Origin of the sequence: Streptomyces sp. CB01635, assembly GCF_002803065.1 — a bacterium.
In the GTDB taxonomy this organism is placed as follows: Bacteria; Actinomycetota; Actinomycetes; order Streptomycetales; family Streptomycetaceae; genus Streptomyces.
Genome location: NZ_NNBL01000003.1, coordinates 1,457,640 through 1,482,217, shown reverse-complemented (window position 1 = coordinate 1,482,217; position 24,578 = coordinate 1,457,640). Strand labels below are relative to the sequence as shown.

20 protein-coding genes and 2 pseudogenes are annotated in these 24,578 nt (G+C 69.1%); 12 read left to right on the top strand and 10 right to left on the bottom strand.

The window, feature by feature from the left end; genetic code table 11:
* The first annotated feature begins 227 nt into the window (after window positions 1-227).
* Window positions 228-1,040, top strand: a complete 813-nt coding sequence (locus tag CG723_RS14895) for an alpha/beta fold hydrolase (protein ID WP_100593902.1) — start codon at window positions 228-230, stop codon at window positions 1,038-1,040.
* A gap of 48 nt (window positions 1,041-1,088) precedes the next feature.
* Here the strand turns inward: CG723_RS14895 and CG723_RS14890 are convergent.
* The 3 genes and pseudogenes from CG723_RS14890 to CG723_RS49215 all read right to left on the bottom strand — a co-directional run bounded on the left by CG723_RS14890 (window position 1,089) and on the right by CG723_RS49215 (window position 4,032).
* Window positions 1,089-1,863, bottom strand: a pseudogene (locus tag CG723_RS14890) (transposase family protein).
* A gap of 283 nt (window positions 1,864-2,146) precedes the next feature.
* Window positions 2,147-3,412, bottom strand: coding sequence for an RNA-guided endonuclease InsQ/TnpB family protein (locus CG723_RS14885; RefSeq protein WP_442802551.1), 1,266 nt, complete (start codon window positions 3,410-3,412; stop codon window positions 2,147-2,149).
* Between the two features lie 2 nt (window positions 3,413-3,414).
* Entirely contained in the window at window positions 3,415-4,032 is a 618-nt protein-coding gene (locus tag CG723_RS49215; RefSeq protein WP_442802559.1) for a MarR family winged helix-turn-helix transcriptional regulator, read from the bottom strand.
* Between the two features lie 189 nt (window positions 4,033-4,221).
* Here CG723_RS49215 and CG723_RS14875 point away from each other — a divergent pair, with 189 nt between their 5' ends.
* Together CG723_RS14875 and CG723_RS14870 are read left to right on the top strand one after the other, a co-directional pair.
* Window positions 4,222-4,797: an NADPH-dependent FMN reductase gene (locus tag CG723_RS14875; RefSeq protein ID WP_100593730.1), complete on the top strand. Its 576-nt coding sequence runs from the start codon at window positions 4,222-4,224 to the stop codon at window positions 4,795-4,797.
* A 290-nt stretch (window positions 4,798-5,087) separates the two neighbouring features.
* Entirely contained in the window at window positions 5,088-6,920 is a 1,833-nt protein-coding gene (locus CG723_RS14870; protein ID WP_100593729.1) for a glycoside hydrolase family 15 protein, read from the top strand.
* Window positions 6,921-7,519: 599 nt separating this feature from the next.
* On the opposite strand, the gene CG723_RS14865 is transcribed toward CG723_RS14870, so the two are convergent.
* A complete protein-coding gene (locus CG723_RS14865; protein ID WP_234374295.1) occupies window positions 7,520-7,954 on the bottom strand; it encodes a hypothetical protein in 435 nt (144 codons plus the stop codon).
* Window positions 7,955-8,666: 712 nt separating this feature from the next.
* The gene (locus CG723_RS14855; protein WP_100593901.1) at window positions 8,667-9,605 is read right to left on the bottom strand and encodes a GlxA family transcriptional regulator; all 939 of its coding nucleotides are present in this window, start codon (window positions 9,603-9,605) and stop codon (window positions 8,667-8,669) included.
* Between the two features lie 210 nt (window positions 9,606-9,815).
* On the opposite strand from CG723_RS14855, the gene CG723_RS14850 reads away from it, so the two are divergent.
* The 3 genes from CG723_RS14850 to CG723_RS14840 all read left to right on the top strand — a co-directional run bounded on the left by CG723_RS14850 (window position 9,816) and on the right by CG723_RS14840 (window position 11,355).
* Entirely contained in the window at window positions 9,816-10,505 is a 690-nt protein-coding gene (locus CG723_RS14850) for a DJ-1/PfpI family protein (RefSeq protein ID WP_100593727.1), read from the top strand.
* 65 nt (window positions 10,506-10,570) lie between these two features.
* Window positions 10,571-10,891: a hypothetical protein gene (locus CG723_RS14845; protein ID WP_100593726.1), complete on the top strand. Its 321-nt coding sequence runs from the start codon at window positions 10,571-10,573 to the stop codon at window positions 10,889-10,891.
* A 2-nt stretch (window positions 10,892-10,893) separates the two neighbouring features.
* A complete protein-coding gene (locus CG723_RS14840; RefSeq protein WP_100593725.1) occupies window positions 10,894-11,355 on the top strand; it encodes a DUF2269 family protein in 462 nt (153 codons plus the stop codon).
* A gap of 184 nt (window positions 11,356-11,539) precedes the next feature.
* Here the strand turns inward: CG723_RS14840 and CG723_RS14835 are convergent, their stop codons facing one another.
* The 5 genes from CG723_RS14835 to CG723_RS14815 are packed head-to-tail and all read right to left on the bottom strand — an operon-like array spanning window position 11,540 to window position 18,386.
* A complete protein-coding gene (locus tag CG723_RS14835; RefSeq protein ID WP_100593724.1) occupies window positions 11,540-13,927 on the bottom strand; it encodes an Ig domain-containing protein in 2,388 nt (795 codons plus the stop codon).
* 46 nt (window positions 13,928-13,973) lie between these two features.
* A complete protein-coding gene (locus CG723_RS14830; protein WP_100593723.1) occupies window positions 13,974-15,299 on the bottom strand; it encodes a Gfo/Idh/MocA family protein in 1,326 nt (441 codons plus the stop codon).
* A complete protein-coding gene (locus CG723_RS14825; protein WP_100593722.1) occupies window positions 15,296-16,141 on the bottom strand; it encodes a carbohydrate ABC transporter permease in 846 nt (281 codons plus the stop codon). Before CG723_RS14825 ends, CG723_RS14830 begins: the two co-directional genes overlap by 4 nt.
* Complete coding sequence (locus CG723_RS14820) at window positions 16,141-17,094, bottom strand: carbohydrate ABC transporter permease (protein ID WP_100593721.1); 954 nt, start codon at window positions 17,092-17,094, stop codon at window positions 16,141-16,143. Before CG723_RS14820 ends, CG723_RS14825 begins: the two co-directional genes overlap by 1 nt.
* Window positions 17,091-18,386: an ABC transporter substrate-binding protein gene (locus tag CG723_RS14815; RefSeq protein ID WP_234374294.1), complete on the bottom strand. Its 1,296-nt coding sequence runs from the start codon at window positions 18,384-18,386 to the stop codon at window positions 17,091-17,093. Before CG723_RS14815 ends, CG723_RS14820 begins: the two co-directional genes overlap by 4 nt.
* Before the next feature lie 203 nt (window positions 18,387-18,589).
* Between CG723_RS14815 and CG723_RS14810 the strand changes: the two genes are divergently transcribed.
* From CG723_RS14810 to CG723_RS49205, 6 genes and pseudogenes are all read left to right on the top strand, one after another.
* Window positions 18,590-19,654 (top strand): ROK family protein, encoded by a 1,065-nt coding sequence (locus CG723_RS14810; protein WP_199841747.1) that lies wholly within the window; start codon window positions 18,590-18,592, stop codon window positions 19,652-19,654.
* Window positions 19,655-20,002: 348 nt separating this feature from the next.
* Entirely contained in the window at window positions 20,003-21,142 is a 1,140-nt protein-coding gene (locus CG723_RS14805; protein WP_100593718.1) for a PQQ-dependent sugar dehydrogenase, read from the top strand.
* Between the two features lie 520 nt (window positions 21,143-21,662).
* A complete protein-coding gene (locus CG723_RS14800) occupies window positions 21,663-22,262 on the top strand; it encodes a hypothetical protein (RefSeq protein ID WP_100593717.1) in 600 nt (199 codons plus the stop codon).
* Window positions 22,263-22,408: 146 nt separating this feature from the next.
* Window positions 22,409-22,978 (top strand): DUF5987 family protein, encoded by a 570-nt coding sequence (locus tag CG723_RS14795; RefSeq protein ID WP_100593900.1) that lies wholly within the window; start codon window positions 22,409-22,411, stop codon window positions 22,976-22,978.
* A pseudogene (locus tag CG723_RS49210) lies at window positions 22,975-23,676 on the top strand (GMC family oxidoreductase N-terminal domain-containing protein); the annotation flags it as partial. The gene CG723_RS14795 and the pseudogene CG723_RS49210, both read left to right, overlap by 4 nt.
* 58 nt (window positions 23,677-23,734) lie before the next feature.
* On the top strand, window positions 23,735-24,571 hold the full coding sequence (locus CG723_RS49205) for a GMC family oxidoreductase (protein WP_442802550.1): 837 nt from the start codon (window positions 23,735-23,737) through the stop codon (window positions 24,569-24,571).
* Window positions 24,572-24,578 lie beyond the last annotated feature (7 nt).

The following is a 24,578-nucleotide window of genomic DNA, read 5'->3' as shown; positions in this document are numbered from 1 at the left end:
CGCCGCGCCCCGGAAAGGCTTCCGGGGTGCGGCAGGTGCGGGGTGAGACAGGCGGAAAATGTAGGGCGGGTGGCGAGGGTCACGATTCTCACTGTTCGCTCAGGTGCCTTCCGAAGTAGGGCCGAGGAGCTGCAATTCGGCAGGATCGCCGGCCGACCGCTGTCGGCAGCACAGAATTTCGGCAGTCTGTCGGTGCGATGTCGGCCGCCACGTACAAACTTGTGCGCATGGCCGAGCTTCTCGCATCATCTGATGACGCCCACCCCATCACCGCTCTCGACGACGGATCCGGGCCGAACCTGCTGGTGGTCCACCCGGGTGGCGGAGACGCGACCACCTGGGACAGCGTCACCCGCCACCTGACCGACGACTTTCGCGTCGTCAGGATCCACCGACGGATCTACTCCCCCGGACCAGACACCGACATTGCGCTACCCCACTCGATGGGCGTCGAGGCGGCCGACATCGTCGCCGTCGCAGAACTCCTCGACTCCCCGGTGCTTCTCGTGGGGCATTCCTCGGGCGCCGTCGCCGCGCTGGAAGCCTCGCTACTCGCCCCGTCGGCATTCGCCGGACTATGCCTCTACGAACCTCCCATGCCCACCCGGGAGTTGATCGCCGGCGCGGCGGGAGCACATGCGCGTGCCGCGCTCGACGCGGGCGACCCGGTCGAAGCGATGCGTATCCACATGCGCGACATCGTCCGCATGCCCGCGAACATGGTCGACGCGATGTTCGCCGACCAGCAAGTGCAAGCGGCGTTCGCCGCCTACGCGGTGGCCCAGATCGCTGACGACGAGGCAATCGACGCGCTCGGCGTCGGTGTTGATCGCTTCGCGAACCTCGAAACGCCGACGACCCTGATCGAAGGAGACCTCAGCCCCACCCACTTGCGCGAGCGCCTGGCCGATCTGGCGGCGACCCTGCCGAACACACGGATCGTCACCCTCCCCGGCCAGGGACACATCGCTCACCTCACCGCTCCTGACACACTGGCCAACGCCATCCGGGACATGGCGGAACAAGTTCTCCACACGTGAAGCATCCGAGACGCCCCATCAGCTGAAGGCACTGAGCTGTCTCCAACCTCACGTTGAGGCGTGTTGAAGTACGACGACGACTTTGACGACGTCGGTGACCCGGTTCGTGGTGCAGCGGAGCTTCCGCAGTAGTCGCCATCCCTTTGAGGGTGGCCATGGCCTGTTCGCCGACGCAGCAGCTTTTGGCGTGAGGAGGGTTGTGGCGTCACTTCCACCGCTTGAGCTTGCGGCCTAGGAAGGGCACCCGAACGTCGCGGCCGACGCCCTGATACGCCTCGTTTGCCCAGCAGTTCAGACCCGTGTCGGCAAGGGCGTCGGTGATCCCGTGGGTGCGCGCGGCGGTCAGGACGTGGGTCTCCCCCGGCAGCACGGCCGAGGCCCACGACAGCCTCCCGAAGGGATCGGTCAGAACCTGGACGTTCATGCCGTGACGCTTGTGTTTCCCGGAGTCTGCGGCGATCTGGTCGATCGGCAGCAGCGTGCCGTCCGTCCAGGATGACGAACGCCTTCGCCTGGATCGCCTTCATCGCCTTCATCGCCTCGGCGAGCGCCGGAGCGAGGGCGGCCAGGACGTCGATGGCCTCGCGTATGGAGCGGTAGACGGTCGCGATGCCGATGCGCAACCCGGCAGCGAGCTGACGGCAGGTGTCGCCGTAGCACAGATGGGCCAGGGCGAGCAGGGCCTGCCGGCCCGCAGGGAGCCGCAGCCGCCGGGAGCCGCCGGGAGCATGTGCCGATCTCGCGATGCCTGGTACCAAGATTGCGCGGTCAGAAGCCAAAGACTGTGGCTGGACAGGTCGATCGACGACGGGTGGACAAACACGCGAAGCTTCTGGCGGACACGGGAATTCCTGGTCGAGAACCCCTCTACCAGGAGTTCCGTCGTTCCGTGCAGACGCGGGCCGCCAACGCCCCAACCCCGCCCTCAGCTTGGAACAGGCTCAGTACATTCCCGGCGTGCACAGGGCGTTTTCCTTGCCCACGTCCATGCCCCAGTCGGAGGCGGGGACGCCTCCGACGCAGTGCGTGGCCATGCCAGTTGAACAGTCCTTTGACGTCCTCCCCCTGCTGAAGCAGGGGGATTCCTAGCTCACTTTGCCTGGCACCTAGCAGGTGGCAGGGCTTACAAGATCAGCACTAGCCGGGTTGAGACCAGCCCGGACGAGCATCACGCGGGCGGAGTTCTTGTCCCTGGGGGACACGGTTCCGCACGCGGTGCACGTATACGTTCTCTCGGAGAGAGGCAGGCGATGCTTGGCTCTCGCATCGCAGTGCGCGCAGTCCATGGTGGTGTGCGCGGGGTTGACGAGGTGCACGGCGCGGCCGTGTTTACGGGCCATCTCGACCAGGGCGCTCTTGGTCGCGCCGATCGCAGCGTCAGCGGCCTTGCGGGCCATCGTCGACTTCGCCAGGAACTTCGGGCGGAAGTCCTCTGCCGCCAAGGCGTCGTGGTCGCGGACCACACGCTTGGCCCACTTGCGGGCGGTGTCCTGACGCTGCCGGGCCACCTTCTTGTGCAGCTTCGCCGCCTGCTTCTTGGCAACCTTGTAGCCGTTCGAACAGGGCTGGCCCTTCTTCGGCTTCCTGCGGGCCATCATCCGCTGGTAGCGGGCGAGGCGCTGCGCGGCCTTGTGGCCATGCTCGGGATGGGGAAGGTCGTAGTCGTCGGATGTGGTGGTCGCGGTCTCCTTCACACCCCAGTCGATGCCGATCACGCAGCCGGTTTCGACAAGCGCCTGGGTGCTTGTGGCGACAACGAACGAGGCGTACCAGTGGCCGAGACTGTCGCGGTAGACGCGCACGCTGGACGGCGGCTCGGGCAGCTCACGCGACCACACGACCGTCGCCGCGATGCCGCCGGCGAGATGCAGACGGTCGTCTTTCACCCGGAAACCGCGCTGGGTGTAGTTCAGGCTCGGGTCGACCTGATGCTTCTTCTTGTACTTCGGCATACCGGCCCGCTGCCGTATCGGCAACTGGGCCTTGATGTCTTTCAGTGCCTTCGCCCGGGACTTCGCGAAGTCCCGTATCAACTGCTGCTGCACAACGCTGGAGCCCTCACGCAGCCACGCGTTCGCGGTACGGGCCGCGGTCAGCATCTTGTCGAGCTGCGCCGGGCCACACGTTGTCTTCTCGCCGGTGGCCTTGTTGTGCAGATGCACGGCCTTCGACTTGGCCACCGACTCGTTCCACACCCAGCGGCAGCGCGCCCATTCCGCTTCCAGCGCGCGGACCGCCGAGGACGACAGACGCAGCCGGAAAGTGTGGCGGGCATGCCCGCCACCTGCCGTCAACGCTCCGCTCGTCACGAAACACAACCTATCTGGGAGGACTGACAGTTGAGAACAACCGATCTCGCTGGGGTTCCTCATCATCACGCGAGGTGGACGCCGGATCGCCCTGCCGACGATCCGGCTCTCTCTGCCCTGCTCCCCAGGAGTCCGATACCTCCCCGGCCCAAAGGCCGGCGCATCCTCGGAGGAATCCGGTGACCGGCCGGCCTGTCGGGTCGTCGCCCAGCGCGCGCCGGTGGGTACGCGGTCGAGCTAGGACCCGAGTTCGGCGATGTCGCGGGGTCGGATCTGACGTCGCAGGGGGCAGCGGCCAAGTCCACGTTCCGGACACCGCAGGCGACCCGGCTGAGGAGGGTCCGGAAGGTTTGGCGCTCATTCTCATCGAACGCCTCAAGAAGCCGGTCTTCGGCTTCCCGTATCTGCCGTTGCAGGTCCTGAGGGGTGTTGACGCACCGGGCGGTGACGACGATCTTGCGCTGGCGCCGATCGGCGGGGTCGAGCCGGCGCTCGACGAAGCCGGCCGTGACGAGGTCGTCGATCAGGTAGGTCATCAGCGTGCGGTCGATCCCCAGGTACGTGGCCAGGGCGAGCAGATTTTGCTGGTCACCTCGGACGACGACGGCGAGCGTCTGGTAGCCGCGGGCACCCTGCGAGACGTCATCCAGGGCCGATGCGACGACGGTCCGGTACCCGCGCATCAGGGCGAGGAGGCAGAGACCGAAGTCCCCCGCGACGTCGACACCGCCGACCGGCGTGGCCGGTGTCTCGGTACTCATAACAGGAATGACACCGGCCCACTCGTTGTTGCACACATCATCTGCGCAGCATGCGATCTATCAGACGACGCACTTCCGCGACGAAGCGCCGCAGATGAGAAGGCAAACGTCATGCTCAAGATCGGCATCATCCTCGGCAGCACCCGCCCGAACCGCAACGGCGAACAGGTGGCGAAATGGGTACTCGACACCGCCTCGCGCCGCGACGACGCCACCTTTGAGCTCATCGACCTCCGCGACCACCCCTTGCCGCACTTCGACGAGCCTCTGTCGCCGATGTTCGGTCAGTACCAGCACGAGCACACCAAGCAATGGGCGGCCAAGATCGCGTCGTTCGACGGGTTCGTCATCGTGACACCGGAGTACAACCACGGCATCCCCGGCGTGCTCAAGAACGCCATCGACTTCCTCTACGCCGAGTGGAACAACAAGGCGGTCGGCTTCGTGTCCTACGGCGGGGTCGGCGGGGTGCGGGCCGTCGAACACCTGCGTCTCGTCGTCGCCGAGCTCCAGATGGCTGACGTACGCCAGCAGGTCGCACTCTCGATGATCACCGAATTCGAGAATTTCAGCGCCTTCAAGCCCGGCGCCCACAACCTGCCCGCCCTGAACACAATGCTCGACCAGGTAATCGCCTGGAGCACCGCGCTCGCACCGCTGCGCACGGCCGCGGCCGTCGCCGCCTGAGCTGCCCGCCTGGCCCTGTTGACCCATCCAGCTTCAGGTCCCGCCGACTGACGATCGACGGGATCTCGAAGGCGCAATTAGCTACCCGCCGCCCCCACACCACACCTTTGACCAGCTCAACCAACGGGGCGTCCACACCACCACCGAGCCGGTCGGCACCGCAGTCGGCCAAGCCCTGAACCGTCAATGCGCAGGCCTCCAAGGGTCAGCAGCGAACTCCACAAAAGCCGCCTAGCATGAAAGGTAAGGCTTCATCTCCAGGCCCGTGCCGCAGCGGCAGGGAGGCCGTCATGGCGTTCGACACGACTGGTTTCGAGCAGGCCGACAGCCGCTACATTCCGATCCCCGAACACGGTCTGATCGGCGATCTTCGAACGACCGCCCTGGTCGGCACGAACGGCACCATCGACTGGTACTGCTGCCCGCGCTTCGATGCGCCCAGCGTCTTCGGGTCCATCCTCGATGCCGACCGCGGCGGATCGTTCGAGTTGGCCGCCGAGGTCCCGACCCGCACCAGGCAGTTCTACTTCCCCGACACGAACGTGCTGATCACCCGGTTCTTCGCCGCGGACGGGGTGGCGGAGATCCAGGACTTCATGCCCGTGGTCGACGAGTCGCGCGAGGCAGCCCGACACCGGCTGATCCGGCGGGTGATCTGCGTCCGCGGAACTCTCCCCTTCAAGGCACGGATCGCCCCCCGCTTCGGCTACGGCGCCGAAGCGCACACCACGCACCTCGAAGGCCACACGGCGGTGTTCCGCTCCCCGTCACTGACGCTGGCGCTGACCGCCACGGCACCCCTGGAAAGCGACGGCCTGGACGTGTGGTCGCACTTCAAACTCCTCGAGGGCGAGTCCAACGTGTTCGCCCTCGACCAGATCGGCGACGACGTCCCCGCCCGGTCGTGCCCGCGCGCCGAGGCGCAGGAGCAGGCGGAGGCGACCGTCCGGTTCTGGCGCCGCTGGCTGGCCGGTTCGCGCTACCACGGCCGGTGGCGGGAGACGGTGAACCGCTCCGCGCTGGTGCTGAAGCTGCTCACCTACGCGCCGACCGGGGCGATCGTCGCGGCACCGACCACCAGCCTGCCCGAGCAGATCGGCGGCGAGCGCAACTGGGACTACCGCTATGTCTGGGTCCGCGACGCCGCCTTCTGCGTCTACGCGATGCTGCGCCTGGGGTTCACCTCGGAGGCCGAGGCGTTCATGGGGTTCATCTCCGAGCGGGGCATCCTGCGGGGCACGGGGGAGGGCGGTCCGTTGCAGATCATGTACGGCATCGACGGGCGCAGCGAGCTGCCCGAGTACGAGCTGTCGCACCTGGAGGGCTACCTCGGCTCCGCACCGGTCCGGGTGGGCAACGCAGCCACCGGCCAGCTCCAGCTGGACATCTACGGTGCGCTGATCGACTCGATCTATCTCTACGACAAGTGGGGACAGCCGATCAGCAGCGACCACTGGGACGAGGTCGGTGCCGTGGTGGACTGGCTCTGCGAGCACTGGGACCAGCCCGACGAGGGAATCTGGGAGACCCGCGGGGGCCGGCGGGACTTCGTGTACTCGCGACTGATGTGCTGGGTGGCACTGGAGCGCGCGATACGCATGGCGAACCGCCGCGGACTGCCGGCGGACCTGACCCGCTGGCGGAAGTCCCGGGACGCGATCTACCGGCAGATCATGCAGCGCGGCTGGTCGGCCGAGCGAGAGGCGTTCGTCCAGGGGCTGGACGGCCACGTGCTGGACGCCTCGCTGCTGATGATGCCGATGGCCAAGTTCATCGCGCCCACCGACCCCAAGTGGCTCTCCACCCTGGACGCCCTCACCGCAGACCTGGTCTCCGACTCACTGGTCCACCGCTACGACCCGGCCGCCAGCCCCGACGGCCTGCACGGCCCCGAGGGCACCTTCTCGATCTGCTCCTTCTGGTACGTCGAGGCACTGACCCGCGCAGGCCGACTGGAGGAGGCCAGGCTCGCCTTCGAGAAGATGCTCACCTACGCCAACCACCTCGGTCTGTTCGCCGAGGAGATCGGCCCGACCGGAGAACAACTCGGCAACTTCCCCCAGGCCTTCACCCACCTCTCGCTGATCAGCGCCGCCTTCAACCTCGACCGCGCACTCGGCTGACGCCGCTCACAGAATCTGATGTTGAGCACTCCAGCCGGCCAACTGCGCCACCTGGAAGGCCGACGCCGGAGCACCCAGCCGCAACAACCCCGCCCCCAACAGCACGCGGTGGCCACAGTGTGCTGCCAGCCATGGGGCCACCAACTCGCCGGCCACCGTGGCCGGCATCAGCGCACCGTTGACCGGGCCCGCCTTGTCGCTGTCCCCGCCCGGCTGCCGCCGTTGCGGGAGTTGCCGGCGCTTCGGCAGACACCTACCACGACACAGCCACGGACTTCCGGCACAACAACTCCAGCTCTCACGAAGACGAGGGGCCTGGGCCTCCTGCTCCTGGCGATCTTCGTCGTACTCGTGGCTCCCGGGCCTCTGCTCCTCAGAGTGTGGATGCCCGGGAGCGCGGAACGACGACCGCTCACGGAGCTTTCGCAAATCCTGATGGAAGGTGCCTGGCTCGCAATGCTGTGGGGGGGCGGGCCCACCGGCGGAATTTGTCCACCTGCGGGTCGCAGCTTCGCGCCTGCGAGGATCCCGCCCTGATGGCGTCGGCCTTCCGTGGAACCCGTCATGGGCGCGAGCGTCACTGATCATCCGCGTCTGGGCTACAGGTCCTTGCAGATCCGGCGGGCCTCGTCCAGCTCCTTCTTCACCTTCGCGTCGAAGTCGAAGACTCGGGCGTGGCGGTCCTGGGAGCGGCGGATGGCCTGCGCAAGCGGCTTGTACTTGGCGTCCCCCGCGGTAGCGGAGGCGGAGAGTGCTCCCGCTGCGGCATAGCGGTTGACAGCGATGTCGCCGTCCGGTCCCTTCGCCACGTACTTCGACTCATCGAATCCGTCGAGTGCCTGGCAGGCCGCGCGGGCGTCGCCTGCCGGGGTGGATCCCGCGGCCGTGGCGCTGCTGCTGTCGTCGCCGAGTGACCAAGCCACTCCTACTCCCCCGCCGCCGAGCACGAGCCCCAGCAGCAGCGAGACAACCACAGTTGTCGTACGGCTTCGGGACGCCGAGGTTGCTATGGGAGTGGTTGCCTGGGCAGGCACGGCGTGAGGCTGCTGTGATTCCATCCGGCCAAAGGTAGTGCGAAGGGCTGTCGGGATCGTCAGCGGGCCGGTGTGCTTGTTCCGCTGCAGGCTGACTCGGTCCTAGGCGGTGCTGGCGTGCACCGGCTGGTGATGGGTTCGATGAGTTCACAAGTTTCGATGAGTTCACACGTACTGCCGTATCAGGGTGACCTGGATGATCGCCTCGCAGCGGCGGCGAGCTTGGCGGCCATGTCGCGCCGCCCTGGCCTGCTTCAACAGCCAGATCCGGCACACGACGCGGTGGCGGGCGCCTTATAGCGCTCCCGGCCGAAGCCCGATGGGCGTCCGCCGGTGGAATTGCGTGCAGCCGGTCCCCGGCCTGGTCGCCCTCTTCCAGATGGTGCGGATCCGGCGGTACCCCGGGTAGAGGCGGGAGGAGCATGTGCGGACGTAAGGGGAGATGTTCGGGGATGAATCTCAACAGACGGAAAACCGGGGCGAGTCGGGAATGAAGTCGCAGCGGCTGCCTGTTGACCAGCGCCCTCCCACTGTCGTACCCCTGGAAGAAGGCAGGCCCATGACCTCCTCGCCGGCCACGATGCGCGCCGTCCGGCTCTCCGCCCCCGGCACCATGGACAACCTGCGGCTGACCACGATCCCGCTTCCGCCCGAAAGGGACGGCTGGGTGTGGTGTGTACCGCCAACCACACCGACCCACCACGATCTTCAATCAGCTGAACGTGCGCCGGTAGGTGTGAGGGCTGACTCCGGTGGTGCGCTTGAAGCGGTCACGGAAGGCGGTGGGTGAGCCGAAGCCGACCTGGGTGCCGATGCGTTCGACGGAGTGGCGTGTGGTCTCGAGGAGGTGCTGGGCCTGACGGATGCGGGCGCGGTGGAGCCACTGGAGCGGCGTGGTGCCGGTCTGTTCCCGGAAGCGGCGGATCAGGGTCCGGGTGCTCGTTCCGGCATGGGCTGCGATGTCGGCGAGCGTGAGGTCGGCGCCCAGGTTTTCCTGCAGCCAGTTGAGCAGGGGTTCGAGGACGGAGCCCTGGGGGCTGGGCGCGCGGTCATGGACGATGAACTGCGCTTGTCCGCCCTCGCGTTCCAGAGGCATGACGGACAGCCGGGCGGCATCGGCGGCGACGGCCGAGCCGTAGTCCTTGCGGATCATGTGCAGGCACAGGTCCAGGCCGGCGGCAGCGCCGGCGGAGGTGAGGATCTGGCCGTTGTCGACGTACAGGACGTCCGGGTCGACCTCGATGTCCGGGTAGGCGGCAGCGAGGAGGTCGGCCGCGATCCAGTGCGTGGTGGCGTGAAGGCCGTCCAGGAGCCCGGTCGCGGCCAGTGGGAAGGTGCCCGAGCAGATGGAGGCGATGCGCGTTCCGTCCTCGGCCGCCGCTCGCAACGCGTCGCGAACGGCGGGGGCGAGCGGCGCCGCGGGGGCGTCGGTGCCAGGCACGATGATCGTGTCCGCGCCCTTGAGCCCCTCCAGCCCCCAAGGCGCGCGCAGGGTGAAGGCACCCGCATCGATCTCCGGCGTCTCCGCACACACACGGATCTGGTAGCCGGGACGGCCGTCCGGGAGACGGGTGCGGGTGAAGACCTCGATCGGGGTGGACAGGTCGAACGGGATCACCCGGTCCAGTGCCAGGACAGCGACAGTGTGCATGGCCAGAAGATACCGCTCCCGCAGGTGCACGGCCTTGGCCCGCGCACCCTGTGATTCCTTCTTTGGCCAGCTCAGTGGCCTCTTCACCGGTGATGGCGCTATCCCGTTGAAAGGTGTCACTAATGCCACTGGGGTAGGAATCGGAAGCCGATTAGCGTCGGGAGTGAGCCCGGTGCAGACCGGGCCTGTCGCACTCCGAAGGAACCCTTCATGCACGCCCAGATCGTCCTGTTCGATGGCTTCGATCCGCTCGATGCCATCGGCCCCTATGAAGTGCTGTACGCCGGCGGCACCGCCTCCGGCGGTGCGGTGAGCGTGGAGCTGGTTTCCGCCGAAGGCCCGCGCGAGGTGGTCAGCGGCACCGGGGGCCTGGTGCTGCGCGCCACCGCCGCCCTCGACCCCACACGCGCGGGCCTGATTCTCGTCCCCGGCGCCTCGGGCCGCGTGGGAGAACCCGGCGAAGTCCCTGACCATGACGCGGGGGCCGGGGAGTGGCAGCGGGACGAATTCATCCCCGTGCTACTGGGCCGCACCCTGACCACCGAGCTGCCTGCGCTGCTGAAGGCGGCGATGGACAATCCGGAGGTGACGGTCGGCGCGGTGTGCGGCGGCTCGCTCGTCCTGGCCATGGCAGACCTGCTGGAGGGCCGTCATGCGACCACCCACCACTTGGGCCTGGACATGCTCGATGCCACCGGCGTCCACGCGGTGAGCGCCCGCGTCGTCGACGACGGCGACCTCGTCACCGGCGCCGGTGTCACCTCCGGCCTCGACCTGGGCCTGTACCTGCTGGAGCGCGAGGTGGGACCCCAGATCGCCCACGCCGTCGAGGAGTTGTTCGCCCATGAACGCCGCGGCACCGTCTGGCGTCATCATGGCCCGGCGCCCGTCGGCCTCTGACCACACACCGCACCTCCACCCGTATCACCTCTGCTCACATCGCACCGTGAGGAAGCAACAACAGCATGTCCGTTGAAGGCACGTGGGACCTGTCCGTCTCCACCCCCATCGGCAAGATCAAGGCCGTCGTCGAACTACTGCGCCAGGACGGTGTCCTGTCCGGGGTCGCCCATGGGACGGGAGAGAAAGTCCCACTCAGCGATATCGCCCTCGACGGCGACCGGCTCACCTGGAAGCAGACCGTCACCAAGCCCCTGCGCCTGAACCTGGCCTTCGCCGTGACGATCAGTGGCGACACCTTGACCGGCACCTCCAAGGCCGGACGCCTCCCGGCATCGAAGGTCACCGGCCGGCGCCGTGCCGTCCGAGCGGCGACGGAACACTGACCATGACGAAACTCCTCCTCTCCCTGCACGTCCTGGCCGCCGTGCTGGCCATCGGTCCAGTCACCGTCGCCGCGAGCATGTTCCCCAGAGCACTGCGCCGCATCGACGCCGACCCGAGTGACCACGAGGCGATCCTGACCCTGCGGATGCTGCACCGCATCTGCCGCGTCTACGCAGCCGTCGGCATCGCGGTTCCCGTCTTCGGGTTCGCCACGGCCGGCAGCCTCGGCGTCCTCGGCAGCGGGTGGCTGATCGCCTCGATCCTGCTGACCGCCGCGGCCGCCGCCACCCTTGCGCTGCTGATCCTTCCCGCCCAGGACAACGCTCTCGCTGTCGCGCAGACGCCCGGTCCCGGCTCCCGAGCCGCCGGCCGCCTCGCCATGCTTACCGGCGTGTTCAACCTCCTGTGGGCGACGGTCACCGTCCTGATGATCATCCGTCCCGGCTCCACCACAGGAGCATGACCGTGCGCTATCGCCCCTTGCGCATCGCCGCACATGTCGAACTCGTCTCACTGGTCATCATGTTGGCCAACCTCGCCACCGCGCACCTCAAGCCCATCTCCCTGTCGCGGGACCCTGCTCCCCTGCCCCGTCCGCTGTGCCCACCACCGAGGTCAGGGCCCCACCCCGCGCGCCGCGTGCTCGCTCACCGCCCGACGGTCAGCCGGTACGTCCGGGAAGCGTCCGCGAGGCCCGCCGTGCTGCGTGCCGTGATCGTGAAGCGGTCTGTGCCCGGCGCGGTGGGTGTGCCCGTGATGCCCCCGGTGTCCTGGTTGAGGTGCAGGCCGTGGGGCAGGGCGCCCGCAGATATCTCGTAGCGGACCGTCGCAGGGGTGTTGGTGGTGACGCGGGCCCCGTAGAGGCGGTTGTGCTTTGCGGTGGGCAGGGCGTCGGCGGACAGGGCGGGGGTAGGGGTGAGGACGCTTTCGGGCGTGCCGATCGGGGTGCCGTCCGCATCGGTCTGCTGGAGGGACCACTCCTTGCCGGGTGTGACGAGGTCGAGGTGCCAGTTCGTCGTCAGGTCCCGCAGCCGGGTCCGCTGTGCGTCGGTGAACGCGCCGAGGTTGCGGGCCGCTTCCCACTGCTTGATGGCGTCGAGGATGCGCAGGGCCTGGTCGCCGCCCGCGCCCAGGTCGGCGATCCTGCCCTGGAAGCCGACGCCTGCGTTCAGGCCCGCGGCGCGCGCCAGCTTGCCCTCGATGCTGACGAGCGTCTCGGACGACTTGAGGCTGATCCAGCCCAGCATCCCGGGAAGGAAGTTGGCGCGGTAGAAGTCGTTGTTGACGAGGACCTGGTTCCAGGAGGTGACGCCTACCTCGCCCCAGCTGGCCCGGGTCAGCGCGTCCCAGGTGTTGGACGACATCCGGCTGGTCTCGGTGATGAAACCGTCCTTGCGCTGGTTCTTCCTGTAGGTGCCGTTGATGAGGCGCGCCATACCGTAGGTGCCCCAGCCCGACTCTCCCGCCGACTCCACACCGTCGTAGGAGTTGGCGCGGATGCCCGTGGTGTTCCAGGCGGTGGAGAGGCGGTCGGCGATCTCGTCGATGATGCCGATGCCGCCGATGGGGCTGTTGTAGCTGTTGAGCAGGACGCGCGCGACGGTGGCGCCGTCGGCGTGGGCGACGGCGGTCGAGCCCCACTGGGCGCGCTTGATGCCCGTCAGATCCCACGCGTCACCTGCCTGGGTGGCGGACGTGTACTGCACGAACTCGTCGCCGATGCGCAGCATTTGGCCGTACGGGCCGCTGTCGAGGAGCGCGCCGGCGTCGAGGGTGAGGGTGGTGTCCGTCGCGGTGAGCGGGCGGGTGAGACGGGCGCGGCCGCCGAGCGCGAGGCGCGGGTCGGCGGGGGCCTTGACGTAGGCGTCGTTGGTGGAGATGAAGTCGGAGATGGTGTGCACGCCCAGGTGGACGCCGTCGGCCTCGGCGGCGCGCACGGCGGCCGCGGCGCCGCTGTCGTCGCCGCCGAGCGAGGAGTCGAACTGGTAGTGGCCGGTGGTCTGCCAGGGGCCGACGGCGTTGGGCAGGGAGTAGACGCAGCCGACGCCCGCGGCCTGCGCGAGACGGGCCGCGTCCGGGACGTTCGCGCTCTTGAGGTCGTGGAACACGAGGAAGGACTCGCTGCTGGCCTGGGCCATCTTTTGCCACTGGCCGTTCTGCGTGGGGTACGGCAGTCCTTCGCCGGCGGCGACGGCCGACAGGACGGTCGGGGTGAGGTCGGGTGCGGCACCGAACAGGGCGATGCGCGAGCCGGTCACTCGCCCCTGGCCGCCGGGCAGCGGGCCGACGGGGATGCGGTATCCGGCGCGGGTCCCGCGCGGGCGCTCCTTGGTGTAGTCGAAGGTGAACGCGCGCAGCACGGAGCCCCATGGGGTGCGCCCGGCCACGCTCCACTCCTCGTGCGGGGCCACCTGGAGGTCGGAGGGGTTGTCGGCGACCTCGCTCTCCCAGCCGAGGTCCTGGTACTCCTGCGGCCAGGCGCCCTCGGTGCGGTCGGTGAGCGGACGCAGCCCGAGCGCGAACGTGTCGTCGCGTACGACGCCGACGCACTCGCCGACCGTCTGCGTCACGTTCGTCGCGAACGGGCCCCACAGCAGCGTTTGTACGTCCGCACCGCGGGGGCCCTGGACCCGTACGGCTTCGAGCGTGGTGTAGGTGCTCCTCGCCCGCACCTCCACGTCGACGGTCACTCCCGCGGTGTCGTGGGTGAACCGCAGCAGTGAGTGGCTGACGCGGGCGACGCGGGTCGGCCGAACCTGCTTCCCGTCGACGACGAGGCTGACGAGCGAGGCCGATCTCCCGTCGGCGGCGTACTCGTGGCCGGTGCGGGTGTCGAGCAGGGACACGACGGTGCCTGCCGCGTCGAGGCCGACGGCGAGGTGTCCTGCCGTGAGGGTGAGCGTGCCCTTGGTGTGCTGCGGCGCGGCCTCAGCGGACTGTCCGGCGGCGCCGGCGGGTGCGGTCGCGGTGACGCCGATGCCCAGCGCCAGTGCGCCGACGCCGAGGATCGATCTGCGGGACGGGTGCGTGCTCATGGCTCTCTCCTTCTTCCACAGTGGTCACAGGTCGGGGTGGCACGGGCTACAGGTGCACGACCTGTCCCGTGCGCCGCGCGTGTTCCGCGGCGAAGACGATGCGGTGGGTTTCGCGGCTCTCCTGGGCCCCGGTCAGGAGCAGTTCGGGGCGCCCTTCGTGCAGGGCCCGCAGGAACGCGGACATCAGCCCTTCGTCGCCGCCGCCGTGGCCCTCGGGGGCCGATGAGCCGCCGTTGTCCGTGTCGACTACGGTGCGTTCGTCGGTGGCGAAGTCGTAGATCTCGATGGTCCGGCCGTCACCGGTGAGCTGGCCGCGCGTACCGAAGATCCTGGTGTGGCGGTCTTCCTGCGGGGTGAACGCGGTCAGCGTGAACGCGGCGGTGATCCCGCCCTCGTACTCCAGGTTCACCACCTGGTGGTCGACGACGTCGTTGTCGCTGCGGTACACGCAGCGTCCGTACGGTCCGGTGCGCAGGGCCTGGTCGACTGCTTCCTCGGTCAGTTCCTCTGCCGCGATCCGGGTGAAGTACTGCTTGACGCCGCCCTCGCGCAGACCCACCTGGTACAGCTTCTGCGCCGCGTAGGGGCAACTGCGCTGTGCCAATGGGCAGTCGAGGCAGCGCTCGGTCGAGCCGGCGGGCGCGTTCTCCGGCCGGAAGTGGCGCAGCGAACCGAATGAGGAGACGGCGCGCACAGGCCGTCCGACGATGTGGCTGAGCCAGTCGATGTCGTGGCAGGACTTGGACAGCAGCGCGAACGTCGACTCATCCGTGCGGCGCCAGTTGCCGCGGACGAAGGAGTGGGCGTAGTGCCAGTAGCCGATGGGTTCCAGGTGCTGGACGGAGACGATGTCGCCGATGCGTCCCGCGTCCAGGAACTCCTTGAGGCGGCGCGTGTACGGCGCGTACCGCATCACGTGGCAGACGGTCAGCGAGACCCCGCCCTGTTGCGCTGCGGCGGCGATCGCGTCGACGTCCTCGGCGCTGAGCGCCATCGGCTTCTCGAGCAGCAGGTCGTAGCCGAGCGCCGCGAACGCCTGGGCGGCTTCCAGGTGTTGGGCGTCCTGTACGGCGACGACTACGGCGTCGGCGAGCCGTGGCCGGGCGGCCAGTTCGCGCCAGTCGGCGAACCGGGCGTCGTCCGGGACGCCGTGACGCAGGGCCAGTGCGGTACGGCGCCCGGTTCGCGGTTCCGCGATCGCCGTGATGCGTACGGGTGTCTCCGCGCGGTGGGCGAGCTCCAGATATCCGGTGCCGCGCGCCCCGGCCCCGGCGACGGCGAGGGTCAGCGGGCGTTCGAGGGTGCGGCCGTGATGGGCGTGCAGATTGGCGAACGGGGCGGTGTGGGTGTGCAGTTGGGTCACGTAAGTCATCCCTTGACCGCTCCTCCGGTGAGGCCCTTGACGAAATGCCTCTGGAGAGCGAGGTAGAAGATCAGGACGGGCAGCGCGGCAAGGAACATCAGGCCGAAGACCTGGCCGTAGTCGGCCTGGTGCTCGCCGATGGCGCGGTAGACGCCGACGGTGACGGTGGTGCCGCCGGCCGGGCCGAGGATGATCAGCGGGTTGAGGAAGTCGTTCCAGATCCACACGCCGAGAAAGATCAGCACGCTGGCGGTGGCCGGCCGCAGCAGCGGGAAGACGACCTGCCAGAACGTGCGCCACCGGCCGGCGCCGTCGAGCTGTGCGGACTCCTCCAGTTCGAGCGGTACGGTGCGGATGAACCCGGAGAAGACGAAGACGCCGAAGGGCACGTAGTAGCCGACGTTGAACGCGACGATCCCCTGAAGAGTCGTCATCATCCCGGTCAGGCGGAGGACTTCGGTGACCGGGACGAGGATCACCTGAGGCGGGATCATCAGGCCCGCGAGCAGCACGAGCAGGGTCAGGCGCGCGAGGCGGCTGCGTGAGCGGCAGAGGTAGTGGCCGAGCAGCGCGGAGACGACGGTGAGGACGACGATCGAGAAGAGAGTGATCGTCACCGAGTTGATCAGGCCGTTCCAGAACAGCCGGTCGGGCCGGTCCAGGGCGGCGCGAAGGTTGTCCAGGGTGGGCGGCCATGGCAGGGACGCCGGGTGCCCGGCGATGTCCTTGCCCGGCTTGAAGACATTGGTGAGGACGAGATAGAGAGGCAGGAAGAACGCGGCGGTGACTACGAGGGCGGCCACGGGTCGGACCCACGGTGCCTTTGCTGTACGGGAGTTGGCTGCAGTCATCACAAGTCGACCTCTCGGCGCTGCAGGAATCGCAGGGCGACGCTGGAGACGGCGGCGACGATCACCAGCATCAGCAGGGCCATGGCGGACGCTTCGCCCGTGCGGTTGGCGGTGAACCCGGTCCGGACCACGCTGAAGGCGAGCGTGGCGGTGGTGCCGGTGCCCGGCCCGCCGGCGGTGAGGACCTGGATGTGGTCGTACGCCTTGAAGCCGGTGATCAGCAGCATGACGGTGTTGATGGTCAGCGCGGGCGCCAGCATCGGCCACGTGACCTTGCGGAACTGGAGCCACGGCCCCGCGCCGTCGAGCTGCGCCGCCTCGCGCAGTTCGCCGGGCACGCCCTGCAGTCCGGCCAGATAGACGACGGCGCAGAAGCCGAGCATCTGCCAGCTGATGATGAACCCGACGGAGTACAGGGCGAGATCGGGGTCGGACAGCCAGCCCGGCGGCGAGGAGACTCCCGCCGAGCGCAGGAGGGTGTTGACGAGCCCGTCGTCGGTGAGCATCGCCTGCCACACAACGGAGACGACCACCGACGACAGGACGACCGGGACGAAGAAGACACCGCGCAGCGCGTGGTAGAGGCGGCCGCGCCGGTCGAGCAGGACGGCGACCGCGAGGCCCGCGACATTGGGCACGATCACGATGACCAGCGAGAGGATCGTCGTGACCTTGAGGGCCGTCAGAAAGGTGTCGTCGGTGAGGAGTTCGGTGTAGTTGTCGAGGCCGACGAAGCGGGTGTGCGGGGCGAACTGGTTGGCGTTGGTGAAGCTGTAGCCCACGCTGAGGGCGATCGGGGCGACCACGAAGCAGGCGTAGAAGAGCAGCCCCGGAGCGCCGAAGCCGAGGAAGTGCCGCACCGCGGGCCACGGGCTGCGGCGCGCGGACGAGTCGGCGCGGTCCGTGCGGCGGGACCGCACGGCGGTGGCACGGTCGTCGGTGAGCGTGCTCATTCGGTGTCGGCCTTCGCCCACGCCTCGTCCAGGGCCTTGGTGACCTGGTCGGCGTTCTTGCGGCCCGCGATGATGTCCTGCGCGAAGGCGTACGACTGGTCGACCGTGCCGGGCAGCATCGCGTCGTCGCCCGTCTCCACGAGGAAGGCGTTGACGACGCCGTCCGCCGCGACCGCGCTGTCGTAGACCTCGGCCGTGGCCCGGTAGACGGGGCCCATGCCCCGCGGCGGCGTATAGCCCTTCTCGGCGATGATGGCGCCGTCGGACTTCACCACCGCGTCGAGGTTCTGGCGGTCCTCGTTGAAGGCGAGCGCGAACTTCTTGGCCAGGTCGACGTGCGCGGACTTCGCACTGACCGACATGCCGCCGCCGGTGTAGGAGGGGAGCACGGTCGAACCGTCCTCGGTCGGGAACGGGAAGACACCGATGTCGTCCTTGACCGGGCTCTTGTCGGCGGCGGTGGCGAACCAGCCGCCCATCGGGTACATCGCACCCTTGCCGGCCAGGAACGCCTTCTCGGTCGCCGCGTAGTCGCGGGAGAGGCCGGACTTGTCGACGTACTCCTTGTCGACCAGACCGACGAACTTCCCGGTGGCGTTCTTGAACAGCGGATCGGTGAACTTGACCTTGCCCGCCCGGCGTTGGGCCAGCCAGTCCGGCCTCTTCCCGTACACGTCGGTGCCGACGAGCGCGGTCCACAGGTACGAGGCCGCGAAGGAGTCCTTGCCGCCGCCGCCCACGACGAACGGGTCGACGCCCGCCTTCTTCAGCGTGGCGGAGTCCTCCAGCAGCTCCCGGTACGTCTTCGGAGGCGCTTCGATACCGGCTGTGCGGAATATGGACTTGCGGTAGTAGACGAGCGGCGTCGGCTGGGTGTTGTACGGGAGCTGGTAGATCTTGCCGCCGATGGGGTTGGAGCGGGGGAAGGTGAACGACTTCAACTCCGCGTCGCTGAACGGCGCGAGCTGCCCTGACTCGGCGAACCCCGACGGCGACACCGCGATCATCACGTCCGGGAACTGACCCGAGCCAAGCAGCTGCTTGGCGTACCCGGTGCGGTCGGCGCTCGGCGCGACGAGCTTCTTGATCCGCACCCCCGGCACCTTCTTCTCCGCACGGGCGATGGCGGCGTCCCAGTACTTCGCGTCCAGGTTCGGCGTCTCGAAGGTCAGAAAGGTCAAGGTGGCCTTGCCGTCCCCGTCGTCGGCGGACGTCGTGCCGGCCGGGCTGCACGCACCGGCGACAAGGCCAAGAAGCAGCAGGGGCATGGTGGTTCGGGCGATACGGTGCACGGATCACGCTCGTTTCAGGCGGAGGTCGACGGCCGCGGCGGACGGGAACGCGCTGCCGCCCGTGCGGTTTTATTTCTGCTACCTTCTGAAATAAAGCGGCTCGATAGTCCACCCGGGCCGCCACCACGTCAAGGGGGTCGATTCACATCGCTGCCACATCGGGGGCCGATTCCTCACTGCTGCGCCGGTTCAACCAGGCCGCCGTGCTGCGCGCCCTGCACGCCGCCGCGGACACCGGGCTGACCCTCACCGAGCTGGTCAAGGCCACCGAAGTCGCCCGCGCCACCGTCGAGAACGCGCTTGCCGGACTCGTCGACCAGGGCCTGGCCGCCGAGGTCGCCCCCGACCCCGACGCGCCCCGACGCCTGGGCCGCCCCGCCAAGCGCTACCGCTTCCGCGCCGAGTCCGGCTGCGTCCTCGGCCTCGACATAGGCGTCCACAAGGCGCTCGCCATCGTCTGCGACCTGGCCGGCACCGTGCTCGGGGTGCGCCGCACCGCCATGGGGCCCGAGCTGAACCCGGACCAACGCATCGCCGCGGCACGGGCGTTGGGCCACCGGACGCTGCGCGGCGCCGGGCAGCAGACCGGCGCCGTACGGGCTGTGGGCGTCGGCACCACCGGGATCGTCGACACCGACCACACCGTCACGATCAGCGCCGTGCTGCCCGAGTGGCAGGGCACGAATCTCGCGTCCGCGTTCGAGACGACCTTCGGCGCGCCCGTCGTCGCCGGCAACGACTCCAAGCTGGCCGCGCTCGGCGAGCGCTGGCGCGGCGGCGCCACCGACGCCCGCGACGTCGTCTACATCCATGTGGGGCGCCGCATCTCGGCCGGCATCCTGCTCGACGGCACCGTCCTGCACGGCCGGCACGGCGCGGCCGGAGAGATCGGCGTACTGCCCGGCTCCGGCTGGCACAACGCACACCGGCGGCTCCTGGACCGGTGGGGCACGCCGGAGCGGCTCTTCGACGCGGCGCGCTGCGACGACCCCTCGGCGATCAAGGCCCTCGACGACTTCGCCGCCGACCTCGTCCAGGGCGTCGCCGCCGTGGTCCTCACCGTCGACCCGGAGGCGGTCGTCATCGGCGGCGGCCTCTCCCGTGCCGGCGAACTCCTCCTCGCTCCCCTGCGCAGCCGCCTCGCCGAGCTCTGCCTCTTCCCCGTGACCGTGGTCGCCTCCCAACTCAGCGACCAGGCGGTGGCCCACGGAGCGCTCCGGCTCGCCCTCGACGGAGTGGAGAGCCGCCTGTTCAGCATCGAGCACTGAAGCCACCTTCGGCAGCACGCACGGGGACGGCCCCTCAGGCCCGCCCGCGCGCCGCGTGATCGCGGCCGCGCTCGGAGAACAGCAGGTCGGCCGGGGCCGGTGGAAGAGCACTGCAGTTGGCGCGCCTGGCCAAGTGGCGCTCGGTTGCCCCAAGAAGGGTCAAGGTGCTCGGCACAGACAGGTGAGGCATTGGTCTAGGCCAACCGCCCCTGTCCCCAGTATCCTCGCCCGTAGCCAGTGGCACACGATCCCCCCACCCACGTTGCGTGCCGGCGCGGGCGACGCCCGCTGAACTCCGCCCAAAGCAGCCGGGTGAACTCCCCCCACTCGCCGCCTCTAGGAGTCACGGTGAAATTTCGCACCAGAAGCTCGGCGATCATCGGCACCATCTGTCTTGCCGCTTCCCTCGCTTTCGCCACGGCGTACGCCGACGAGCCGGCCGCCCCGCCCCGGGCGGCGGCAGGTGTCGCGCTCACGGAAGTGGCCACGGCCCAGAATCCGACCGCAGGTGCCGCCGGGCCCGACGGCACTGTCTGGATAGCCGAACGCGCGGGCACCGTACGGGTCTTGGACGACCGAGGGCTCGGTGAGCCCGTTCTCGACATATCCAGTGAGACGACCACCGACGGTGAACGCGGCCTGCTGGGCGTGGCGTTCGACAGCGGGTTCGAGCACTTCTACATCTCGTACACGGACCTCGAGGGCACCAGCACCATCGACGAGTTCGCCGTGCAGTACGGCGCGATCCAGACGGACTCCCGGCGTACGGTCCTCACCCAGACGCAGCCGTACGAGAACCACAACGGTGGCGACATCAAGTTCGGCCCCGACGGCTACCTCTACATCGCGTTCGGCGACGGCGGCTCGGGCGGTGACCCGCAAGGCAACGGGCAGAGGCTCGACACGCTGCTCGGCAAGCTCCTGCGGATCGACCCGAGCGGCGGCGAGCCGTACGCGGTCCCGGCGGACAACCCGTTCGTGGACGACCCGGACGCGAAGGACGAGATCTGGTCGTACGGGCTGCGCAACCCGTGGCGGTTCTCCTTCGACTCGGGCACCGGCGACCTGCTGATCGGTGACGTCGGCCAGAGCGACTGGGAAGAGATCGACTGGGCCTCGGCGGACAGCGAGGGCGGCGAAAACTACGGCTGGGCCTCGATGGAGGGTACTCATCCCTTCCGGGGTGGCACGGAGCCCGCGAACCACGTGCCGCCGGTCCATGAGTACGACCGCAACGGGCTGGGCTGCTCGGTGACCGGTGGATACGTCTACCGCGGCGACGCGATCCCGGACCTTCAGGGGCAGTACCTGTACAGCGACTACTGCGACGGCACCATGCGCGGTCTGACGATCGAGAACGGCGAGGTGACCGGCCGGAGCGACCTCGGAGTCAACGGCGGCGAGGTCGTCTCGTTCGTGGAGGACGGCGACGGGGAGCTGTACGTGCTCGCTCTTGGCGGCAGCATCTCCCGCATCGACCCGGCGTAACAGCTTCAGTCGGCTCGTAGGAGCGTAAGCCGCTCGCGGCATCCCGTCCGATCGTCTCGATCGGGCGGGATGTCGTCGTCGTGCCCGGGCTCACCGCGCCCCCGTCGCCGGCGACCCGCCGGACCACCCACGGCAGGAGACGGCCACCACCAGTGGCCACACGGCCTGAGAGACTTCGTCTGCGTCTTCTGCTACGGGATCCTGCTGCCGCTGTGAAACGTGGACGAAACTGGGCGCCGGACACCCTCGCCCTGGCCCCCGCCCGGCCGAGACACCGTGACCGCGGGTTGTCGCTGAGGTGCTGGAGCACCATGATGTCGGCAATCTTGCTTCCCTCGACGGTGGTCTTCACTGGGACGGGGCCGAAGCAGGTCCGCTCTGCCACCCATGCCTCTCCAGCGACCGGGATCACCTCCGTCCCATGTCTTGTGCCGACGGCGCGCAGCGATCAAGATACTGACCGCATGTGACCGCCGGTAACCGTCGCCCATCAGGGCTAGGACGTGAAGAAGGTCCTACTGTGCCCGTACTTCGCCACACGCCGAACGCCCTCGGCGCCCTGTCCACAAACCTCCGCCTCACCGTCTTCGGCGCAGTGGTGGCGGCAGCCGCCGCCCTGATCCCCGCCACATCAGTCTCAGCTGCAGAACCAGGCGTCGGCGGTTACACCGACCCCCCGTACGCCTCCGCGTGCACCTTCCACCGCTACGGCGAGGGCGAGACGCCGCCGCTCTCCCTGTTCGCCGCCGACCCGCTGTGCGTCGAGTACGCCAAGCGGGACATCACCGTGACCAACGGCGGCGCGGCACGTTTTCTGCTGGCCGAGCCGGCGCGCTTCGCGATCGCCGTACCGGCCTGCCGTTACTGGCAGTTGGACCATTGGAGCGTGCAGGCCACGGCCGGCGGAACCGAACTGGTCGGCTGGGACGGCAGTTACTGGTTCGACAAGGCGGAGGGCAGCGCCGCAGCGAGGGTACGCAACATCACCGTCGCCGGGCAGCCCGCGCGGGCCGAGGACGCCGCGAAGGTGATCCGGGCGTACGACGCCCGGCTCGCCGACGCGCTCGTGCGCGACGCCGCGGGTGTGAAGGTGCGGCTGCCGGTGAGCGGGCTGTGTTGAGCGAACCGCCCGCACGTCCCGATCGGCGCCGGCTGCTCGTCGGGCTGACCGCTGCCGTCGCCGCCCTGCGGGCAGGGGAGCTGACCGCCGAGGCCGCGCCGTCGGCGCGTCCTGTGTCCGAGTCGGTCCCGGTGGCTGGGGCCGGGCTGCAGCCGGCTTCCCTCGCGCTGCCCGACCCGACGACCGCCACGCTGGAGGCGTTTGCGGACACCATGGTCCCGGGCGAGAAGCGGTACGGCGGTGACGTGGCGATCGCCGGGGCGGCCCCCGGTCCCGGCGCCGTACAGGCGGGGGCCGTCGAGTTGCTCAACCTTCCCGATCTCGGCATCGGCGTACTGCTGCCCGAGCTGGCACTGCTCGTCAACACCCGCGCCCTCGCCTACGCGGCCACCCACGGCCGGGTCCTGCTGCCCACTCAACCTCCCTTCGTCGCCCTGCGGTTCACCGACCGCACCGCGCTCGCCGGAGAGCTGCTCACACCCGGCGCCCCGGACCGCCAGCTGTACGTGCTGCTCGCACTCTTCGCCGCCGCGGCCTTCGACACCGCAGCCCACCTGCACACCGCCGCAGCCATCCGGCAACGCCACCCGGGCCTGGCCTGGATCGGCTTCCCGGCGCCCGACGCCGACGGACTGTGGCGCTTCCCCGACTACTCGTACGGCAGAAGGCTCGCCTCCGAGCACCCGCTCACCACCCCCGGAGGGCACCCCGCATGAGCGTCACCGAACGCACCGACGTGCTGGTCATCGGCAGCGGCTTCGGGGGCGCCATCCCCGCTTACCATCTGGCCGCGGGTGGCGCCAAGGTGGTGATCCTCGAACGCGGACCGCACCTCAATGCCCCCGACTTCACCCATGACCTGCGACTGGGCAGCTATACCCGGATCGTCGACCTCGTGCAGGGCGACGGCATCACCGTCGTCGCCGGGAACTGCGTCGGCGGGTCCAGCGTGGTCTACTTCGCCGCTTCGCTGCGGGCTCCGGGCTTCGTCTTCGACCGCCGCGGCAGTCTGGGCCACCGCCTGTGGCCTTCGACCCTGACGCGCGCGGCACTCGACCCGTGGTACGACCGGGTCGAGGAGGCTCTGCCCGTCGCCGAGCCGAGCTGGGACCAAGTCCCCTACCCCGGAGGGCTGTTCGCTGCAGCGTGTGCCCGTGCGGGCCGCACCTGCAACCCTGTGCCCGTCGCCGTCGACCTGGCCCGCTGCACCAACTGCAACTGGATGCTGAACGGCTGCCACTTCGACGCCAAGCGCTCCATGCTGCTGAACTACCTCCCCGCCGCGACCGCGCACGGCGCCGAGATCCGCCCACTCCACGAGGCACAGACGATCGCACCGGCCACCACACCCGGTTACCGCTACCGCGTCTCGTACACACAGCTCGACGCCGGCGACTACCGGCTGCCGGCCGGCGTGGGGGCGATCGAGGCCAAGACCGTGGTGCTGGCCGCGGGCGCTCTGGCCCAGCCCGGTGCTGCTGCAGCGCTCGGCTCCCCTGCTCGGCGGTGTCCCGCAAGCCGTCGGTCGCTACTTCTCGGGCAACGGCGACCGCGTGTCCATCGCCGACGTCGACGAAGGCAAGGTGCGCGACCTGCTCGGTCTCGAGCGCGCCCCGGGCATCCCGTACCAGGGCTTCCCCATCGGGAAGCCCATCGGCTCCATGTCGTACGACCGGCTCGACCCGGCAACGGCGGAGTTCACCCGTTTCTCCCTTCAGCAGATCTACTTCCCCGGCATCACCGACCTGCTGGCCCAGGCCACCGACACCCCGGCGACGAGCTGGTTCGGCGTCCGGAAGAAGGAGATGCGAGCACGCTGGCCCTCGTGGCTCTCCGTGCTCGCCATGACCGAGGACGACAACGAGGGCGTCTTCGGCCCGCCGCCGCCCACCGGAAGCTCGACGCGCGTGGCCACATCGCTCTGCCTGTCCACCCTCTCGTACCGGCCGACAGCGAACACCCTGCGTGGCTGGGCCGCCGCGGATGCCGAGGCCCGGGCGGTGCTGGAGCGCGACGGTCTTGCGCGGGTGCGGCCCTGGAGCGAGAACGCCGCCGGGTCCGTGAGCGCGCACCCTCTTGCCTCCTGCCGTATGGGTGACGATCCGGCCACCTCGGCGCTCGACGAACGCGGCGAACTGCGAGGCCATCCCGGCCTGTTCGTCACCGACGGCTCGGCAGTACCGACCTCGCTCTGCGTCAACCCCTCACTGACGATCGCGGCGCTGGCCGAACGGGCCTGTCCCGGCATCGTGGAGAGCACCGCCGAGACGGGCGTCCGCGCACGATACGGGGCCCCCGCGCCCCGGTGAAAGGAAT

Excerpts from the sequence above, each read along its gene's own strand:
- CG723_RS14895 (WP_100593902.1), top strand. The coding sequence starts at position 228 with ATGGCCGAGCTTCTCGCATCATCTGATGACGCCCACCCCATCACCGCT.
- CG723_RS14885 (WP_442802551.1), bottom strand. The coding sequence starts at position 3,412 with ATGAGGAACCCCAGCGAGATCGGTTGTTCTCAACTGTCAGTCCTCCCA.
- CG723_RS49215 (WP_442802559.1), bottom strand. The coding sequence starts at position 4,032 with ATGCGCGGGTACCGGACCGTCGTCGCATCGGCCCTGGATGACGTCTCG.
- CG723_RS14875 (WP_100593730.1), top strand. The coding sequence starts at position 4,222 with ATGCTCAAGATCGGCATCATCCTCGGCAGCACCCGCCCGAACCGCAAC.
- CG723_RS14870 (WP_100593729.1), top strand. The coding sequence starts at position 5,088 with ATGGCGTTCGACACGACTGGTTTCGAGCAGGCCGACAGCCGCTACATT.
- CG723_RS14855 (WP_100593901.1), bottom strand. The coding sequence starts at position 9,605 with ATGCACACTGTCGCTGTCCTGGCACTGGACCGGGTGATCCCGTTCGAC.
- CG723_RS14850 (WP_100593727.1), top strand. The coding sequence starts at position 9,816 with ATGCACGCCCAGATCGTCCTGTTCGATGGCTTCGATCCGCTCGATGCC.
- CG723_RS14845 (WP_100593726.1), top strand. The coding sequence starts at position 10,571 with ATGTCCGTTGAAGGCACGTGGGACCTGTCCGTCTCCACCCCCATCGGC.
- CG723_RS14840 (WP_100593725.1), top strand. The coding sequence starts at position 10,894 with ATGACGAAACTCCTCCTCTCCCTGCACGTCCTGGCCGCCGTGCTGGCC.
- CG723_RS14835 (WP_100593724.1), bottom strand. The coding sequence starts at position 13,927 with ATGAGCACGCACCCGTCCCGCAGATCGATCCTCGGCGTCGGCGCACTG.
- CG723_RS14830 (WP_100593723.1), bottom strand. The coding sequence starts at position 15,299 with ATGACTTACGTGACCCAACTGCACACCCACACCGCCCCGTTCGCCAAT.
- CG723_RS14825 (WP_100593722.1), bottom strand. The coding sequence starts at position 16,141 with ATGACTGCAGCCAACTCCCGTACAGCAAAGGCACCGTGGGTCCGACCC.
- CG723_RS14820 (WP_100593721.1), bottom strand. The coding sequence starts at position 17,094 with ATGAGCACGCTCACCGACGACCGTGCCACCGCCGTGCGGTCCCGCCGC.